Here is a 19,346-nt window from a genome sequence, read left to right as displayed (position 1 = left end):
TAAATGCGAATTTTAGTAATTGAAGACGATTTACACTTAGCAGATAACCTGCGTAATGCATTAGAAAAAGAACGCTACAGTGTTGATCTTTGTCATGATGGTGAAGCAGGCTTATTCCACATCACAGAATATCCGCTAGACATGGCTGTGGTTGATTTAGGTTTACCAAAAATAGACGGTATTGAGCTTATTAATAAAGCGAGAGCCCAAGGGATCACCATTCCAATTCTTATTTTAACAGCACGTGATCGTTGGCAAGATAAAGTCGAAGGACTTGATGCTGGTGCTGATGATTATTTAACAAAACCCTTTCATGTTGAAGAATTAATCGCCCGTTGTAATGCCCTGATCCGTCGCAGTGCAGGCAAAGCAAACCCAGAAATGACCGCAGGGCCAATTAAAATTCATACTCGTTCACAGCAAGTATGGGTTGATGATAGAGAGCTTAGCCTTACCGCTTACGAATACAAAGTGCTTGAGTATTTAATGGTTAACCCGCAAAAAGTGATCTCTAAATCAGAGCTAACAGAGCACATCTACGACCAAGATTTTGATCTCGACTCAAACGTAATCGAAGTATTCGTACTGCGTTTGCGGAAAAAGCTGGACCCTGATGGCACACTCAACCCTGTTGAGACCCTGCGCGGACGTGGTTACAGGCTTAAAAGTCAGTGGTAGCATCGCAAATACCGTTAAAAGTAAGGCAAGGATTTATCCTTGTCTTTGTTTTATTAGTCGCCTTACCTATTTTGTTTTTCTCGATTGGTAAGGCGTACTATGCATCATTAGTCGAAGCCACCGAGAAAACCCTCGAAGCCCATTTATATTCACTCATTTCAGAAGTCGATTTTACCGAGCGCGGTATTATTATGCCAAGCACAATCTTAGCTCCAGAGCTAAATCGTTTAAATTCTGATACCTATGCGATGATTTACCGTGATGAGCAGCCAGTTTGGCACTCAGAGTCTGCGGTAAACGTAAACTTTGTGCCTGATGAAATAGAAACCAAAGCCGGCGCTGCTGATTTTCGGCGAGTGGAATACAAAAATAATGTGTACTGGCAATTAAGCTTAACTGTTATTTTGAATAATATTGACCAATCCGAACACGCCCGTTTTATTTTATTAAAACGCAATGATGCGCTGCTGCGGTTAATGGATGGTTTTAAACAAACCCTTGTAAACTGGATGTATGTGATGGGTGTTGCCATTGCAGCATTAATGGCCATCGGTTTTGTGTGGAGTGCACGACCACTGCAACGCCTTGATAAAGAAATAAAAGCGATTGAATCCGGCGATATTCAAGAAATTAAAGGGCTCTACCCTGTTGAGCTACAAACAATAAAAGCCGATTTAAATTTATTGCTTGAAACACAACAGCGTCAAAAAGAACGCTACCGCGCTTCACTCAGTGACTTAGCTCATGCCTTAAAAACGCCTCTTGCCGTACTTAAGTCAAGCCCATTAGCAAATGACGCCGATGCACAAGAGCAGCTAGATCGAATTAATGTGATGATCGAGCATCAATTAAAGCGCGCAGCAACCGGTGCTTCCGATACGTGGAAAAAGCAAACGACTATCAAACCTGTGCTCGATTCAATTCTTAATGCAATGGGTAAGGTATACCGCGATAAAGATATTATATTCAGCTGTAACGTAAAAGAAAAAAATTACTTCTTAGGGGATAAGACAGATCTACTCGAGCTGTTGGGTAATTTAATTGATAATGCTTGTAAAGCCTGTCGTTCACAGGTCGATATACAAGTTATCCAAAACCGTACCCTTACAATTACAATCAGTGATGATGGCCCTGGTGTCCCCGTTGATAAACGCGAGTCATTACTCACCCGCGGTACACGCTTAGATACTTACGAAAGTGGTCATGGAGTGGGAATGGCAATTGTGTCTGATTTAGTTAAGTCGTATCACGGCACATTGACTATTTTAGATGCTGATACGCTAGGTGGTGCAAAATTTATTTTAGAGTTTAATTATAATGACAAAAAATAAACTAGTATTAACAGGCATGGCATTACTTTTAATGTTCAATGCAGCTAAAACGTTAGCAGCTGAGCCGTGTAGTCTCGTTGATCAAGCAACCCCTGATGAAGCGAAAAGTTATATCCAATGCTTAGATAAACAATTAGAGACCTTAACGCGTATCCAGCAAACGTGGATCAATAAAATCACATTAGATTTAAATAAGATTGAAGAAGACACCGGTAACACACAGCTACTACCGATTTTCAAACGCAGTATAACAAGCCAAAAGAAATACTTAGAAGACAGTTGCAAATGGCGTTATTTACAAAAAGTCCCGAACGCAATCCAAGCTGCTATTGTCTATAAACGTTGCGAGCTACAGATTTTAGAGCAGCATATAACGGTTTTAAAACGACCTTTAAAGTAATTCATGTTAAAAGCCACGTAAACTAACGTGGCTTTTAATTATCATTAACTTTTTTCTTCTTCTAGGTTTTCGCCATTACCCAGTAATGTAGCCAACCAGCGCCCCTCTTCGCTAGTTTCAAGCGCTATTTTAACAATCATAGTCAAAGGTACTGATAATAACATACCAACAGTGCCCATCAGCCACCCCCAAAAGATTAATGATAAAAATACCACTAATGTTGAAAGCCCTAAACCTTTACCCATGTATTTAGGTTCGACAATATTACCCATTACAGTATTAATAGTGAGGTAACCTACTCCCACCATACTTGCAACAAATGGGCCTTGCGTGATCAACGCCAATAATACTGCGGGAATTGCGGCAATAATAGAACCAATATTAGGAATGTAATTAAACATAAACGCCATCACAGCCCACAATACAAAATAATCAATATCTAACAGCCATAGTAAGATGCCAGCCAGCACACCCGTGCCTAAGCTAACAACAGTTTTAATTGCTAGATAGGAATTAATTGATTCTAAAAAACGGTCAATTTGTTGCATCTTGCGGTCAGGATCATCAAGTGCCATGTGTATTTTGTGACTGAGCATTGGGCCTTCAAATAACATAAACACCACAGTTAAAATAATTAAAAATAGGTTGGCCATTACGCCACCTAGCCCTGTCAGCATTCCAGTTGCCATATCAATGATCTTACCCGGATCAAACATCGCAATTATTTGTTCTTTATTAATCAAAATATTGTACTTTGCAGCCATATCGACCAGTAAAATAAACTGCTCTTTAAGCTGGGCTTTATAGTGAGGTAATTGCTGTGAGAAATCAGTTAAGGATTGCCCCACCAAACCGGCTAAACTAACGCCAATGCCAACCACCATCAGCATTACCAACATGATAGCCAAACCTTTGGGGATTTTATAACGGCCAAAAAAGCTCAATAATGGGTTGCAAATAATGGCAATAAATGCTGCCAAGACAAACGGAATAACGATCACACTCGCGGCCTTTACTCCAGCTAAAACAATAACTAACGCTGCAAAAATAACTAAACTTCGGTTTACCCCAGTTAAACTAGCCAAACTACGATCCTTGAAAATATAAACTGTACTTAGTGTATACCTAAACGGCCTCAAGATGCGAGTGTCGTTGAAATTAAAAAGGATTACTCTTGTGGCAAAGTGATCAAAGCCGTCTACAGTACGTATAACATACACACAGTCTCTAACAAGGTCACTATCATGCATATATTAATAACTGGCGCCACCGGTTTAATAGGCAGCCATTTATGCCCGCTGTTACTTATAAATCATCAGCTAACGGTATTATCGCGAAGTCCTGATAAAGCAAACCAATTACTCGGTGCAAACATTTTAGCAGTAGACTCACTTGCTAACGTCGATTTTAACACAGTTGATTGCGTGATTAACCTAGCTGGTGAGCCAATTGTCAATAAACGCTGGAGCGACAAACAAAAGCAGCAACTTCTAGATAGTCGTATTCAGTTAACTCATCAAATAAGCGCAGCAATAAACCAGTGCAACACCCCACCCCATACGTTTATCTCAGGTAGTGCAATAGGCTTTTATGGCCGTCAAGATGACACCCCGATAGATGAAAGTTTTACCGCTATAAACCCTGAGTTTAGCCATCAGCTATGTGATGCTTGGGAGCACGCTGCATTGTCAGCTCAATCAACAAGTACTCGCGTCTGCACATTGCGCACAGGGATTGTATTAGCTAAACAAGCAGGTGCATTAGCAAAAATGTTGCCGCCATTTAAATTAGGCTTAGGCGGAGCCATTGGCAGTGGTGAGCAAGGTATGTCATGGATCCATATTGACGACATGGTTAGACTTATCTTGTTCGTATTAGAGACTAAAACCCTTAGCGGTGCAGTTAATGCCACCGCGCCTCACCCTGTCAGTAATAAAGAGTTTAGCCGTCAATTAGGCAAAGCGCTCGCACGCCCGGCATTTATACCTATGCCTAGTTTATTACTTAAATTAGTAATGGGGGAAATGGCTGATTTATTGCTTTATGGGCAATTTGTTGTGCCTAAAAAAGTACTACTCCAGCAATTTAGCTTTACTTATCCAACATTGCCACAAGCACTCAAGCAACTCGTAAACTAAAGTGCATAGTTAACTCTTTTTCATTATCATGCTATTGTTGATGTAGTAAATAATAATTAGTGCAACAATAAACCATAAAGGCAATTAAATTTGATGGATAAGATAAACCAACCATGATGCATTTACCTACAATCATCATACTTTCTATAATACTTAATACCCTCATTGGTTCATTTTTGTTGTCTTTGTATCGGCTCAAAAAACAAAAAACCTACTTGTACTGGTGCTGCTCTTGTTTTATTTTTGTGCTTGCTCAAGTCACAGCCTCATTAAGGGCGTATAGTGATTTAAATCTGATTTCTCATTACCTAGCCGACCTATTAATTATCATCGCGCCTTTGGCTGCAATACTCGGTATACATGCATACAACAACACAGAGAAAAGCAAATTTACAGCCTGTATTAGCGTGCTGCTGGTATCTGTCATAACTTTAATGCCTTTTTATAGTACGTCCTTTGCTCAACTTTATACCACGTTAGTCATTGCTTGCAGCTTTTGTTATGCCGCTTATGCGCTAAATAAGTTACATGTGGGACGTGTTAGCCATTTTTTACTGCTACAAATTTGTTTTGTGATACATGCCCTATTAATGTTTTGCCAAGCCGCACTTTTAGTTTCTGCACCAACATCAGTGATCGATACGCAGCAAGCGCTGGCAGTAATCTTAATTAGTCATATTGTGATCTCCACTTGCACCGCGTTAGTCTGGCCGGTTTTAATGTTTTTAGAATCAGAGCAAGTTTTAACCGATTTAGCTAATTTAGACCCACTGACAGGATTACTTAACCGACGCGCATTTTTAAACCTCAGCGCCACGCATTTAGAACAAGCCAATAGTTACCAAAAAGAATTGTGTGCTTTGATGATTGATATTGATTTTTTTAAAAAAGTGAATGATCAATTTGGCCATGAGACTGGCGATGAGGCTTTAAAATGGGTTGCCACAAAGATTCAAGCACAGTTACGTGAGCATGACATTGTAGCTAGGATTGGCGGTGAAGAATTTGCAATTTTACTCCCTAATACTTCTGAAAAAAATGCACAGGCATTATCAGAGCGGATCAGGCTTGCTATCAAAAACCAACCGTTTATATATAAGCAACACAGTATCTCTTTGTCACTCAGTATTGGTGTTATCAAACGTACAGGAGACAGTAATATCAATGATTTACTAGCTAAAGCAGATAAAGGCTTATATCAAGCAAAACACAATGGCCGCAATCAGGTGGTTGTGGCTATTTAGATGCTGATCGACTGTTAAACTTCGTTTCCCATATTTATGACACCCTGCCAATTTTTATAAATTATTAATAATTAAATAAATCATTAAGATACATTTTAGACACAATTTTATTCCAATTAATTAAATACACTTGTTGACGTAACATGAAAATTGCACTAGATTTCTCTGGAAGCGCTTTCACAAATTGTTACACCACTTTCTGGAAGCGCTTCCACACACAATAATATCGCTTTTGATAAAAGTGGTTAATAATAATGATAACTGTACGAGGGAAACCTAATGTCGAGTCATATTTTAAAGAAAACAAAGTTAGCGACCAGCTTATCTTTGATTTTAGGTGCAGCAACTACGCTATCGGCCTATGCAGCAGAGGTTGAGCAGCAAGAGGATCTTGAAGTAATTCAAATCACTGGTTTTAAAGGCAGTATTAAAGAATCTACTCAATTAAAACGCTATTCTTCAGGCGTTGTAGATGCAATATCTTCAGAAGACATAGGTAAATTCCCTGATACTAACCTTGCAGAATCTTTACAGCGGATCACGGGGGTATCAATTGACCGCAGCAATGGCGAAGGCTCTAAGGTAACAGTACGTGGTTTTGGTCCTGATTATAATATGGTGACATTAAACGGTCGTACTATGCCAGCCGCTTCCCTGCCAGCAGGTGGTGGAGCACCAAATTCGCGCGCTTATGATTTTGCCAACCTTGCATCCGAAAGTGTTAAGTCTGTAGAGGTATATAAAACCGGTAAAGCCAGTATTGCATCAGGGGGGATTGGTGCAACAATCAATATCAATACTGCTCGTCCACTTGATAACCCTGGCCTCGTTGCCAATGTTGGTGTTAAAGCACAACACGATACAACGAATCGTGTAGGTGACGATATAACGCCAGAAATTTCAGGGATATTTAGTTGGACAGACGAAGAAGCAAAATTTGGTGTATCCCTCACAGCCAGCATGCAAGAACGAGATAGCTCAGCAACAGGGGCTTTTGTAAATGAGTGGCGTACTACTGAATATGACGGCACAATTCCTCAAGCTGCAGATGACATAGTGTTAGAAAATGCCCCAGCAATGGGTCAATACTATTCAATGCCTTCGGACTTACGTTACACCATCGCCGACCGTGAACGTACTCGCACCAATGCCCAATTAACATTCCAGTACAGCCCTATCGACTCACTGACCGCAACGCTTGATTACACCTACTCACAGCAAGAGTTATTTGAAGCCCGTGCAGAACAATCAATTTGGATGGATAACTATAAAACCCATTTAATCTTTGATGATAACGAAGTTAAAACCCCAATTTATTACCGCGAAGAGCGACGTGATTTATCAACTCGTGATTTAGGTTTAGCGTTACAAGAACAAAACCAAGTAAATGAGAATAATTCGATTGGTTTAAATATTGAGTACTATTTTAGTGACCAACTTAGTTTTATGTTTGATGCACATAGCTCAAAAGCGACCAGTAAACCTGATGCCCCATACGGTAGTTGGGTAAATGCAGGTTTAGGGGCTAATGTAGTTGCTGCTCAAGAAGTTGATTTCAGCCGTGATTTACCCTCAATGATGATTGATTTTGATGACTGCAGCCGTGCAAATCTTAATTGCAGCGGTGCACTAGAACAAGCTGATGTAGGTACTTCGATTCTTGATGCCAACTTCGCCAGTCAAGAATCAACTGTGGATGAATTCCGCCTACATGGTAATTATGTAATGGATAACGGCAGCATAGATTTTGGTATTGAATCACGCTCAATGGAAAGCCATTCACTACAATCACTTACTCGTAATACCATGGGTAACTGGGGCATTGAAAACCCTGGTGAATTACCCGATGGCTATTTAGATCCAACGAATTTCTTAGCTGAGTTTGATGATTACGATACCAGTGGCTCATTTGATCAAGGCTTTACTGGCAGCGCTTCACAAATTGGTTATTGGGCGGCAGAGCAGTATGGGTTCAATTTTGCAGCTGATGGTGCATACGCAACCAATCGTACAATTGAAGAAGATATCAAAGCAGCATTTGTGCAGTACAATTACACAAATGAAATTAGTGGTATGCCATTTAACTTAGTTATAGGTGCGCGCTACGAAACAACCGATATCACCTCAACCGCGAATATTGATTTACCTGATGCAGTAGCATGGGAAGGTAATAATGACTTTAATGTGCGCTACGGCACGAATAAAGAAGATTATTCACTAAGCTCAAGTTATAACCACTTTTTACCTAGCTTAGATTTTGATATCAATGTTCATGATGATGTAACGCTACGTGCCTCTTACAGCACAACTATCGCCCGCCCGACTTATGACAATTTAAGTTCAGCGGCCACGGTTGGCGTACCAACAGGCCCCACGATTATTCCAGGGACCACTAATGCGCCGGCTTCAACGGGTAATCCTGCCCTCGTACCACTTGAATCAGATAACTTTGATGTCTCTGCTGAATGGTACTTTACTGATGTAAGCTATGTATCCGTGGGTTACTTTAATAAAAAAGTAGACAATTTTATTGGCCTGTCACCTATGACACAAAACTACTATGGTTTACGTGATGTATCCGCAGGCCCTCGCGCCGAAGCTGCAAAAGCAGAGCTAGAAGCACAAGGCTTAGCATTTACAGATTCAAACCTATTCCAAATGGTTGCGGCCATGGAAAATGGGGTAGCTTTTGATTCGATGAGTTATGAAGAATTTGAAGCCGCTTATGATGTTTTACCTAACGCAGATGATCCATTGATGGACTTTACTGCTCAAGTACCAACCAACAATAAAGATGCTAAAATTGATGGTTATGAGTTCGCAGTTCAACACTTTTTTGATGACACTGGTTTTGGTTTACAAGCTAACTACACCATAGTAAATGGTGACATTGATTTTAATGTCGCAGCAGATCCCACAACCACTCAGTTTGCACTGGTGGGCTTAAGTGATACTGCCAACTTGATTGCTATGTACGAAAACGACAAGTTTCAAGCACGTATTGCTTATAACTGGCGTGATAAATTCTTAAACAGCGCGGCACGTTATGTTAATGAGCCAAGCTTCACTGAAGAGTATTATCAAATTGATTTTAATATTGCCTACAACTACAGTGAAAAAATGTCATTCTTTATTGAAGGACTTAATATCACTGAGCAAAATATGCGTCAGCATGGCCGATATCAAGCTCAATTATGGAACTTAGAACAAAGTGGCGCCCGTTATAATATAGGTATGCGTTATAACTTTTAAGTAAGAGGTGCTACTCATTAATTTAATGAGTATCAAGCCGCTAGCTATTAGCGGCTTTTGTCGTTTTAATTAGACAATAGAAGACACACAATGAATAACAAAATACAACACATTGTGGTACTTGGCGGCGGCGCTGCAGGCTGGCTAAGTGCAGGACTGCTAAGCGCGGAACACCCTGATAAACACATTACTTTAATTGAATCCGCTCACATTGCAATTTCCGGTGTTGGTGAAGGTACTTGGCCATCGATGCGTAATACGCTAAAACGTATCGGAATTAAAGAAGTCGACTTTTTAAAGTATTGTGATGCGTCATTCAAGCAAGGCTCAAAGTTTATCAACTGGCGCAATTTAACCCCTGGCGATAACTACTACCACCCTTTTATGACGCCCGCAGGGTATTTAGAGACTGATTTGCATGCCTACTGGCAACATCATGCTACCAGTCAAAAATACGCCGATGTCATTAATATGCAAAGCTTTGTCTGCCAAGCAGGTCTTGCTCCTAAACAAGCTAGCACACCAGAATACGCAGCAGTGACAAACTACGGTTATCATCTTGATGCTGGTAAATTTGCAAGCTTCTTAAAAAACCATTGCGAAAATAAGCTTGGCGTAATTCATATTATGGATGATGTCGTGGCGGTAAATAACGATAATCAAGGCTATATTCGCTCATTAACAACAAAACAGCACGGTGAAATAAAGGGCGACTTGTTTATTGACTGTTCCGGTGCCCGAGCTCGCCTAATTGCAGAACATTATAACGCAGCGTTTATTAATCAAGAGCAGACATTGTTTAATAACAGTGCGATTGCTGCGCACCTTCCCTATAATAATCAGCAACAAGACATAGCCAGCGCAACGATATCAACAGCTCAATCCCATGGTTGGATCTGGGATATCGGCTTACCAAGTCGTCGTGGTATTGGCTACACCTATTGTGATAAATATTGCGATGAACACACCGCTGTTAAGACCTTAAAAAACTACGCTACACAATCAGTAGGCGCTGAAGCTGCTGAACAAATACAAACCAGAAAGCTGAGTTTTACCCCTGGCTACCGAAAACACTTTTGGATCAAAAACTGTATTGCTGTGGGAATGTCACAAGGTTTTATTGAGCCGTTAGAAGCCTCTGCCCTTGCTATGGTCGAGTTATCGTTAAATATGCTAAGTGAGCAAATGCCACATGATCGTGTGCATATGCAATTGCTAGCAACTCGATTTAACCAGCGCTTTAGTTATCGCTGGCAGCGTGTAATCGACTTTTTAAAGCTGCACTATATTTTAAGTGAACGAGATGACAGCCAATATTGGCTGGATATAAAAAGTCCAGCAAGTATTCCGGCCCGCTTAACTGAGTTATTGGCACTGTGGCAATACCAGCCACCAAGTCGCTTTGATTTGATTGAAAATGAAGAAATATTTCCTTCAGCCAGTTATCAATATGTACTTTATGGTATGGGCTTTCACAGCCAAGCTGCAACAGCAGAAAATGCCTTTTATAACCCCAAAGCGGGGCATTATTTTTACCAGCAAAACCGTGCCAAGATTGCTCAATGCTTGCAAGCTTTACCAACAAATCGCACGTTATTAAATCAACTTTTAAATAATAAGGCGTGATCAAAATATGACACACACTAAACAGATAAAAAATGTGGTGATCGCAGGAGGCGGCACTGCAGGCTGGATGGCTGCTGCGGCCCTTGGCAAACTCGTCGGAAAAAATATCAACGTCACGCTTGTTGAGTCTGATGACATAGCCACAATAGGCGTTGGCGAAGCAACTATCCCGCCCATTCGTACTTTCCATAAATTACTGGGGATCGACGAGCAAGCATTTATGAAAGCCACGCAAGCCAGCTTTAAGTTAGGGATCAGCTTTGAAAATTGGGGGCAAAAAAACACTGATTATATTCACTCATTTGGCATGACGGGCAAAGAATGTTGGGCCGGTGAGTTTCATCACTTTTGGCTGCATAGCTTATCGTTAGGGCTTAAATCAGAATTTGCGGATTACTGTTATGAGCTACAAGCCGCTAAACAAGGCAAATGTGCATTTAATCAACAAAACCCTATAAACTATGCATTTCATCTAGACGCCAGTCGCTACGCATTATTTTTACGTGATTTTTCGCACGATTTCGGGGTTAAACGTGTGGAAGGGAAAATTACACGAGTCAATAAATGTGCTGAAACCGGTAATATAAAAAGTTTAACCCTTAGTGACGAAAGCACCCTAGACGGTGACTTTTTTATTGATTGCACCGGCTTTCGTGGACTACTGATTGAGCAGGCCTTGCATACTGGTTACGAAGATTGGTCTCATTTACTACCATGCGACAGCGCTATTGCTGTACAAACCAAAGCCATTAGCGATGAGATCCCCCCTTATACTCGCTCAATTGCCCACGATGCGGGCTGGCAATGGCAAATTCCTCTGCAACAACGTGTTGGTAATGGCCTCGTTTTTTGTAGTCGCTATCTAAGTGATGAAGACGCAAAGCAACTACTGCTTGATAATATTCAAGGTGAAACTTTAACTGAACCCAGAGTTATTAAGTTTAAAACCGGTCGCCGCCGCAAAGGCTGGAATAAAAACTGTTTGGCGCTGGGCCTTGCCAGTGGTTTTGTCGAGCCGCTTGAATCCACCAGCATTCACTTGATCATGTCGGGTGTTATTCGCTTTATGCGACTATTTCCGTTTAATGGGATCACTGAGCAAGCGATTAGTGAATACAATAAACAATTAAAAAGTGAAATCGAAAATATCCGCGACTTCATTGTCTTACATTATCAAGTCACTGAACGTAACGACAGTGAATTTTGGCGTCATTGTCAAAACATGGAAGTACCCGATACCCTCGCCCATAAAATTAGTTTGTTCAAAGAAACTGGCCGGGTATTTTTAGATGACGGTGATATTTTTAGAGTTGATTCTTGGGTGCAAGTAATGCTTGGTCAAGGTATTAAACCTAAACAGTACCATCTCATTGCCAGTTTAATGAGTGATGAAGAATTAACGCGCTTTCTAAGCAGTATCAAACAGCAAATTAGCCAGCGCGTCGTACAGCTGCCAACCCATGAAGCATTTTTACAACAATATTGCCCAGCTAACTAACTTGAGCCAAATTTACTAAATACAGTAAAAACGTTAAATAATTACTTTAAAAAGATAAAAAGCCCTTTAAAATTAAAGGGCTTTGGACAACACAACAAAATACGTTAAAAATTTATTATTTATAGCTTACTCACTTGCTGGGCAAGTGATCGCACCTTGCTTTACACCTTCTGGTACAAAATTAATATTCGCTACAGATATCTCAGCCTGACCTTCACTCTGTAATGAAAATGGACTAGTTACCCTTGCAAAATCAACACCTTTATCTGCAAAGCACTTCAAATCAATACTGAGCGTTTGCCATGTATTTAGTGCTGAATTATTTAACACCTGGCTTATATCAATTCGACCACCGCAGCCCTGTTCACACGTCATGGCAATGTAAAGCGCGGAGCTAGGTGTACTTTTGACTTTATAATCAAAGCTTAATGTTGAATTTGCTTCAATATAAGCAACCTTGTCTTCAGTGAAGTTACTGTTTATCTCAGCGATTGCTAATTCGTTACCCTTAAATACAAACGACAGCGCATCTTCTTGAATATCTTTATCTTCTGTTCGATATTCAATACCAGCAAACGCCACACTGTTACTAACCACCTGATGTTGCTGCTCGCCTGACTTTAAGAATAATCGCCATGGGTTGGTCAATGAACCATTAAAAATGCCAAGCGGAGCCAAGTCAGCGATATCAACACCGGAGTCTTCACTTAGATCATCAGAAAGAGTACTCGTATCGCCATAAGTTAAACCAAAACCATAAGGTAATAGCGGTGAATACTCTTTATCACCTTTATTAACGCTCGTTTGTAATGGTGAGTTAGGCCATGAAAAAGACAGTTTGCCTTTGAAGTCGTATTGGCTTCGTCCATCAGGACCTCTAAGTAATACATCAGCAACGCCCTGCCCTTCAGTGCCAGGTAACCAGGCTGCAACAAATGCATCCGATGCATTTAACTCAGCATTGACCCACATTGGTCGCCCTGAAATAAACACTGACACAACTGGAATACCTTTTGATTTAAGTGTTTTTAATAACGCCAACGACTTTTTATTATTGCGCTCAAATTCAAGATTGTCTCGATCGCCATGACCTTCTGCATAAGGCTCTTCGCCAAACACCACAATAGCCACATCAGGCTGCTGCTCAAAAGACCCATCAATACTTAAGATTGCTTCACCACCGGCAGCATCAATTTGTGCTTTTAAACCTGCATAAATTGATGTGGCGCCTGGAAAATCAGCATTTTCGTTATTCGTGCCTTGCCAAGTAATACTCCAACCACCCGATTGTTTACCAATGTTATCAGCGCCATCTCCGGCGATTAAAATTCGTGAGTTAGCAGCTAATGGTAAAATATTTTGTTTATTTTTTAATAAAACCAGTGATTCACGCACAGCTTGTCTTGCAATAGCACGGTGTTCCTGAGCACCAATCAATTGTGTTTTACCAGAAAATTGGCGGTTAGCCGGGCTTGGTTTATCAAATAGTCCTGCTCTAAGTTTCACCCTTAAGATACGTGCAACGGCATCATCAATGCGGCTCATGGCGATTTCACCCGCGTTAACTTGCGCAATGGTATTTTCATACAATGGCTTCCACGCACCTGTTGGCACCATGAATATATCAAGGCCGGCATTCACTGCTTGCGGGCAGCTTTCGTTAGTACAACCTGCCACTTGTCCGTGGCCATTCCAGTCGCCAACGACAAAACCATCAAACCCCATTTGAGTTTTTAATACATCGGTTAACAGGTATTTATTCCCATGATTTTTCTTTCCATGCCAGCTATTAAACGACGCCATCACAGATTGACTGCCTGCAGCAAGGCCGCCTATATAGCCTTGTGCATGAATATCAAACAGCGCTTGTTCAGAGTCAATATTATCTCCTTGATCGTCACCATCAACAGTGCCACCATCACCTAAAAAATGCTTAACCGTGCTGATCACCCGCTTATCACTTAAAAAATCACCATTTGCATGACCTTGCAGACCATTAACGATTGCCGCAGAGTATTCACGTACAATTTCTGGATCTTCAGAATAGCCTTCATAAGTACGTCCCCACCTATCATCACGCACAACAGCAACGGTTGGGGCAAATACCCAATCAATGCCCGTTGTCATCACTTCGATTGCCGTTGCAGCGGCTATTTTTTCAATTAAAGCGGGATTATTCGCAGCGCCTAACCCTATATTGTGAGGGAACAACGTCGCGCCAATAACGTTATTATGACCATGTACGGCATCAGTGCCCCACATAGTAGGAATACGACTGCCATCCAACGAGTCATCAATTGAGGCCTGATACATAGCTTCAGCTAAGGCTATCCAATCTTGGGGAGTGGCGTGCTTATTAGCATTAGGAAATGATCCTCCCCCATTTAAGTAAGAGCCAAAACCATATTGACGCATATCATCAGCCGTTATATCGCGTATTTCTGGCTGGATCATCTGTGCCACTTTTTGCTCAAGGGTCATAGACTCTAGAAAGTGGGCTATTTTTGCTTCTATTTTTGGATCCTTCTCTACTTGGTAATTCAGCTTGGGCCAAATTGCTAAATTACCGTCAAGCGCATTAACTTCTTTTGCCAGATCCGATGTATAACTCGATTTTTCAGCTTCGCTATTCGAACAACCTGCAAGCAGTGCTAAGCCAGTTAACATACTTAAAATGGGTAACTTTGTTGTGTGTAAGTGTTTTATCATTTTTATTTACCTATCATTTATCAGTGATTGGTTTAAGAGCGCCGGCTACACGTTATCGTGTGCCCTAGGCTAGCCTGCTACTTGGTATTAGTAACAAACAAGTATTTAGGGTTATCTAAATTTAACTATTGACCTGTTAAGAAATAGTCACTAACCTGAATATGGAAGCGCTTCCCGAAATAGCATTAAATACCATCACAGCGTATTAATCAAATTATTTATGGAAGCGCTTTCACAAGAATTATAATTTTTGACTACAAAAACATATTTAAAAACTGTCTATGCCAGCTGAGGTTTTCTATTAATGAAACAATTATCTTTACCCACTAACTCGCCGCTACTTAGTAAAGAGTTTACCTTTGGTGTTGCTACAGCATCATTTCAAATTGAAGGGGCTGCAGATAGTCGCCTACCGTGTATTTGGGATACGTTTTGTGCCACGCCAGGTAAAATTGCTGATAATTCAAACGGCTTAATTGCATGTGATCACTATCACAATTGGGAAAATGATATTGCGTTAATAGACTCTTTAGGTGTTGATGCTTACCGCTTATCTATTTCTTGGCCACGCGTGATCAAAGCAGATGGTAGCCTAAACCCGGTTGGTGTAAAGTTTTATACAGATATTTTAGATGAATTGGCACGTCGCAACATTAAAGCGTTTGTTACCCTTTATCATTGGGATTTACCACAATATTTAGAAGATAAAGGAGGCTGGCTTAACCGTAATACCGCTTTTGAATATGCAAAATATGTTGATTTGGTAAGCGAAGCATTTGCTGAACGTGTTTATTCTTATGCAACCCTAAACGAACCATTTTGTAGCTCGTACTTAGGCTATGAAATTGGTGTTCATGCACCAGGTATTGTGGGCCGCGAGTTTGGCCGAAAAGCAGCACATCACTTATTATTAGGCCATGGTCTTGCGATGCAAGTTCTTGCTAAAAATAGCCCTAACTCCCTAAATGGCATTGTGCTAAATTTTACCCCTTGCTACCCAGTAAGCCAAAGTGACGCTGATCTAAAAGCCACTGCATTTGCAGATGACTATATTAATCAGTGGTATATGCGCCCTGTAATGGAAGGAAAATACCCCGACATCATTGACCAATTACCAAATGAACAGCGCCCAGAAATTCACCCCGGTGACATGGATATCATTGCACAACCTTTAGACTATCTTGGCGTAAATTTTTATACTCGCCTGCATTATCAAGCGAGTGATGATGACTTTTACGATGAGCGTCCACACCAAGGGCCGCTGACAGATATTGGTTGGGAAATTTACCCGCAAGCCCTCACGGATTTATTAGTATCACTCAATGAAAAATACACCTTGCCACCTATTTATATTACCGAAAATGGGGCTGCGATGAAGGATACAATTGATAATGGTGAAGTAAACGATATAGATCGTATTAGCTACTATCAACAACATTTAACAGCGCTACACAACGCAACTGAGCAAGGTGTTCGCGTTGATGGCTATTTCGCTTGGAGTTTAATGGATAACTTTGAATGGGCCGAAGGTTATTTAAAGCGCTTTGGTATTGTATACGTTGATTATCATACGCAACAACGTACAGTCAAAGCCAGTGGCCTTGCATACAGTAAGTTGATTACCAATCGCTAATTGGTAACTTATACTAGCCGACAATTTCAATGTAAAATCGGCTAGTCACTTAAAACAACGATAAGAAACACACAGTGAATAAAATACCTTTATATGAAAAAGTCGGTTATGCCATGGGTGACGCCGGTGCCAATTTAGTTTGGCGTGGTGCTCTTGCCTATCTTGCGGTGTTTTATACCGACACCTTTGGCATCTCTGCCGCAGCGGCTGCCATGTTATTTTTAGTCGTGCGTCTATCTGACGGTGTGACCGATATTATTATGGGTATGATTGCCGACAGGACAAACACCCGCTTTGGTAAGTTTAGACCTTGGATACTCTGGTCAGCTCCTTTGTTAGGGTTATTTATGGTGTTATGTTTTACCACCCCTGACTTCAATGAAACCAATAAATTAATTTACGCCTACGTCACTTATATCGGTTTAACCCTCGCCTATACCGTCAGTAATGTGCCCTATTCAGCCTTAATGGGCGTAATGAGCCCCGATGATACCGAGCGAACTAAACTATCCAGTTTTCGTTTCGCTGGCGCGTTTGCAGGCGGGTTATTAGTCATGGGTTTTTTGCCTGAGTTAGTGGCTTATTTTGGTGATGGCGATAATGCCAAAGGCTACCAATTAACTATGTATTTATTTGCGGCACTATTGATTGCATTGATGGTGATCACTTTTGTGTCAACAAAAGAGCGTGTCATCCCACATGCATCCAACGAAGGGAGTTTAAAATCAGAGCTCAAAGATTTAACTAAAAATCTGCCGTTTATTATTTTACCTCTGCTCGCAACCACTTTATTCTTTTACTATCGTGACATCTACAGTGGCTTATTTTTCGCTGTGATTATGGCGGTCATGACGTTCGTAATAAAAAAACTACTCAACAAAGATCAAAGTAATTTAACCGGTACGCAGCGCGACATGGTTGATTTATTAACCAACAAACCTTGGCTTATCCTACTCGGTATTGGCTTTTTAACCATGATGTTCAATGGTATTAAATATGGTGTTATTGCCTATTACTTTAAGTATCAGGTTGCTGATGAACTGATGGCTGGACAGTATTTTGTCGCGTTATTAATTGTTTCTATTTTTGGTGCTTTGGCGACAGGTAAACTAGCTGAGGTGTTAGGCAAACGTAACCTATTTATTGTATCGCTGGTTTTAAGTGGCTTATTAACTACCGCCTTTTATTGGGTGCCAAGTGATAATATTGCGGCTGTTTTCACCTTTGGTTGTGCAGCTGAGTTTTTTGCCGCCATGATGCCAACCTTATTTTTTAGCATGTTGGGGGATTCTGCTGATTATTCTGAGTGGAAGAACAAACGCCGTGCTACAGGCTTAATCTATTCTGCTGGTACTTTTGTACAAAAAACCGGTGGTGGTTTTGCCGGTGCGTTGGTGTTGGTTGTATTAGCAGGTTACGGCTATAACGGTATGGATGAATCAACTATCAAGCAATCACTACCCGGCATGCAATTATTAATGAGCTGGATACCAGCAGCATTTGCATTCTTAGGTGCAGCGTTGATGTTAATTTATCCACTTACTTCGCAAATGACACAAAAAATTACAGAAGACTTGGCAATTAGTCGCAGGAATGTGTAAATTACATAAACACTCAATACTGATTTATAAAATATCATATAAAACAGAGCATTAACGTTAGGAAATCAATGGCTACAATTTATCAGGTATCAGAGCTTGCAGGTGTATCCCTGTCCACTGTGTCCAGAGTTCTGAACAATAATGACTATGTGAGTAAAAAAACTAAAAAGAAAGTCATGGAGGCAATGCAAGAGCTTGGCTATCAACCAAGTTCTATTGCTCGCTCCCTTGCCTCAAGTAGAACCAGCAGTGTCGGTATTTTAGTCTCTGAGTTAGATGGTCCATTTTTCGGCCAAATGATGTCTGCGATCGAAGAGCAACTTCGTGCGGCTGGCAAACACGTAATAATCACGCCAGGTCACAGTGACGAAACTAAAGAGAAAAACGGGTTTGAATTTTTGATCAGTCGAAATTGTGATGCCATTATTGCCCATGTTGAAGCTGTCTCAAACGAATATTTAATTGAGCTTAGTCAAGGTAAAACGCCCATTTATTTAATAAGCCGCTATGTTGAAGAGATCAAAGACAACTGCATCAGCCTAGATAACGTAATGGGTGGGTATTTAGCGACTAAGAGCATGATCACCCGAGGTCATAAAAACATTGCGTATATTGCAGGACCACAATTTAAAATAGATGCATCAGATCGACTTAAAGGTCATAAACAAGCCCTGAGTGAATTTGGTATCGAGTTCGATGAAAACTTATTTTATATTGGCGACTTCAAAGAAACAGGCGGTAACGATGGTTTGAAGTCGTTCATCGATAACAAGATTTCCTTTACTGCGCTAGTGTGTGCAAATGATGAAATGGCCTCAGGGGCTATGAAGTATGCCCGAGAGCACGGCTTTAACCTGCCTAGTGATCTTGCCATTATTGGTTATGATAACGTCATTTTTACCAACTACTTGTACCCAACGCTTACAACGATCAACAACCCAGTACCAGAAATGGGAAAAATGGCAGCTAATTTAGTACTTAAAGATATTTATAAGCACACCGGCATTACTATTAATCATATATTCCAGCCAAATCTAATTTTGCGTGACTCAACGCCGTCGCTAAAATAACTAGTTGCTGCAAGAACTCATATCAATCCTGTTAAGTAATACCAATCGTGTTAAGTTACTGACCATTTATAGCGACAGATAAATACAGTGATAACAAGGCATAAATTTTGACATGTAGTTGTTCTCGGCAATTGCTCCTGCATTGCTCTACCTCCTGCATCCATGC

13 protein-coding genes are annotated in these 19,346 nt (G+C 40.7%); 11 read left to right on the top strand and 2 right to left on the bottom strand.

Annotated elements, in window-relative coordinates; translation table 11 throughout:
- Positions 1–3: 3 nt before the first annotated feature.
- From PHAL_RS0115555 to PHAL_RS0115545, 3 genes are read left to right on the top strand one after another with little or no spacing between them, the layout of a single operon-like run.
- Positions 4–678: a response regulator transcription factor gene (locus PHAL_RS0115555; RefSeq protein ID WP_016709350.1), complete on the top strand. Its 675-nt coding sequence runs from the start codon at positions 4–6 to the stop codon at positions 676–678.
- Positions 672–2,009 carry an ATP-binding protein gene (locus PHAL_RS0115550; protein ID WP_016709349.1) on the top strand — a complete coding sequence of 446 codons (1,338 nt, stop codon included), beginning with the start codon at positions 672–674 and terminating at the stop codon, positions 2,007–2,009. Before PHAL_RS0115555 ends, PHAL_RS0115550 begins: the two co-directional genes overlap by 7 nt.
- A complete protein-coding gene (locus tag PHAL_RS0115545) occupies positions 1,996–2,409 on the top strand; it encodes a hypothetical protein (RefSeq protein WP_016709348.1) in 414 nt (137 codons plus the stop codon). The genes PHAL_RS0115550 and PHAL_RS0115545 overlap by 14 nt, the downstream gene beginning before the upstream one ends.
- Before the next feature lie 44 nt (positions 2,410–2,453).
- On the opposite strand, the gene PHAL_RS0115540 is transcribed toward PHAL_RS0115545, so the two are convergent.
- Positions 2,454–3,494 (bottom strand): AI-2E family transporter, encoded by a 1,041-nt coding sequence (locus PHAL_RS0115540; protein WP_016709347.1) that lies wholly within the window; start codon positions 3,492–3,494, stop codon positions 2,454–2,456.
- A 159-nt stretch (positions 3,495–3,653) separates the two neighbouring features.
- On the opposite strand from PHAL_RS0115540, the gene PHAL_RS0115535 reads away from it, so the two are divergent.
- The 5 genes from PHAL_RS0115535 to PHAL_RS0115510 all read left to right on the top strand — a co-directional run bounded on the left by PHAL_RS0115535 (position 3,654) and on the right by PHAL_RS0115510 (position 12,167).
- Complete coding sequence (locus PHAL_RS0115535) at positions 3,654–4,547, top strand: TIGR01777 family oxidoreductase (RefSeq protein ID WP_016709346.1); 894 nt, start codon at positions 3,654–3,656, stop codon at positions 4,545–4,547.
- Positions 4,548–4,660: 113 nt separating this feature from the next.
- Positions 4,661–5,791 (top strand): GGDEF domain-containing protein, encoded by a 1,131-nt coding sequence (locus PHAL_RS0115525; protein ID WP_016709345.1) that lies wholly within the window; start codon positions 4,661–4,663, stop codon positions 5,789–5,791.
- A gap of 279 nt (positions 5,792–6,070) precedes the next feature.
- Positions 6,071–9,043 (top strand): TonB-dependent receptor, encoded by a 2,973-nt coding sequence (locus tag PHAL_RS0115520; protein ID WP_016709344.1) that lies wholly within the window; start codon positions 6,071–6,073, stop codon positions 9,041–9,043.
- 90 nt (positions 9,044–9,133) lie between these two features.
- Positions 9,134–10,669: a tryptophan halogenase family protein gene (locus tag PHAL_RS0115515; RefSeq protein WP_016709343.1), complete on the top strand. Its 1,536-nt coding sequence runs from the start codon at positions 9,134–9,136 to the stop codon at positions 10,667–10,669.
- Between the two features lie 7 nt (positions 10,670–10,676).
- Positions 10,677–12,167: a tryptophan halogenase family protein gene (locus tag PHAL_RS0115510; protein ID WP_016709342.1), complete on the top strand. Its 1,491-nt coding sequence runs from the start codon at positions 10,677–10,679 to the stop codon at positions 12,165–12,167.
- Between the two features lie 126 nt (positions 12,168–12,293).
- Here the strand turns inward: PHAL_RS0115510 and PHAL_RS0115505 are convergent, their stop codons facing one another.
- Positions 12,294–14,876, bottom strand: coding sequence for a glycoside hydrolase family 3 protein (locus tag PHAL_RS0115505; protein WP_016709341.1), 2,583 nt, complete (start codon positions 14,874–14,876; stop codon positions 12,294–12,296).
- 304 nt (positions 14,877–15,180) lie between these two features.
- On the opposite strand from PHAL_RS0115505, the gene PHAL_RS0115500 reads away from it, so the two are divergent.
- The 3 genes from PHAL_RS0115500 (at position 15,181) to PHAL_RS0115490 (ending at position 19,180) form a co-directional block, all read left to right on the top strand.
- On the top strand, positions 15,181–16,509 hold the full coding sequence (locus PHAL_RS0115500) for a GH1 family beta-glucosidase (protein WP_016709340.1): 1,329 nt from the start codon (positions 15,181–15,183) through the stop codon (positions 16,507–16,509).
- A 74-nt stretch (positions 16,510–16,583) separates the two neighbouring features.
- On the top strand, positions 16,584–18,110 hold the full coding sequence (locus PHAL_RS0115495) for an MFS transporter (protein WP_016709339.1): 1,527 nt from the start codon (positions 16,584–16,586) through the stop codon (positions 18,108–18,110).
- Positions 18,111–18,178: 68 nt separating this feature from the next.
- Positions 18,179–19,180, top strand: coding sequence for a LacI family DNA-binding transcriptional regulator (locus tag PHAL_RS0115490; protein ID WP_029216189.1), 1,002 nt, complete (start codon positions 18,179–18,181; stop codon positions 19,178–19,180).
- Positions 19,181–19,346 lie beyond the last annotated feature (166 nt).

Origin of the sequence: Pseudoalteromonas haloplanktis ATCC 14393, assembly GCF_000238355.1 — a bacterium.
GTDB classification, from domain to species: Bacteria; Pseudomonadota; Gammaproteobacteria; order Enterobacterales; family Alteromonadaceae; genus Pseudoalteromonas; species Pseudoalteromonas haloplanktis.
The sequence above is the reverse complement of the archived record's forward strand: the minus strand, read 5'-3'. Positions and strand labels throughout refer to the sequence as shown.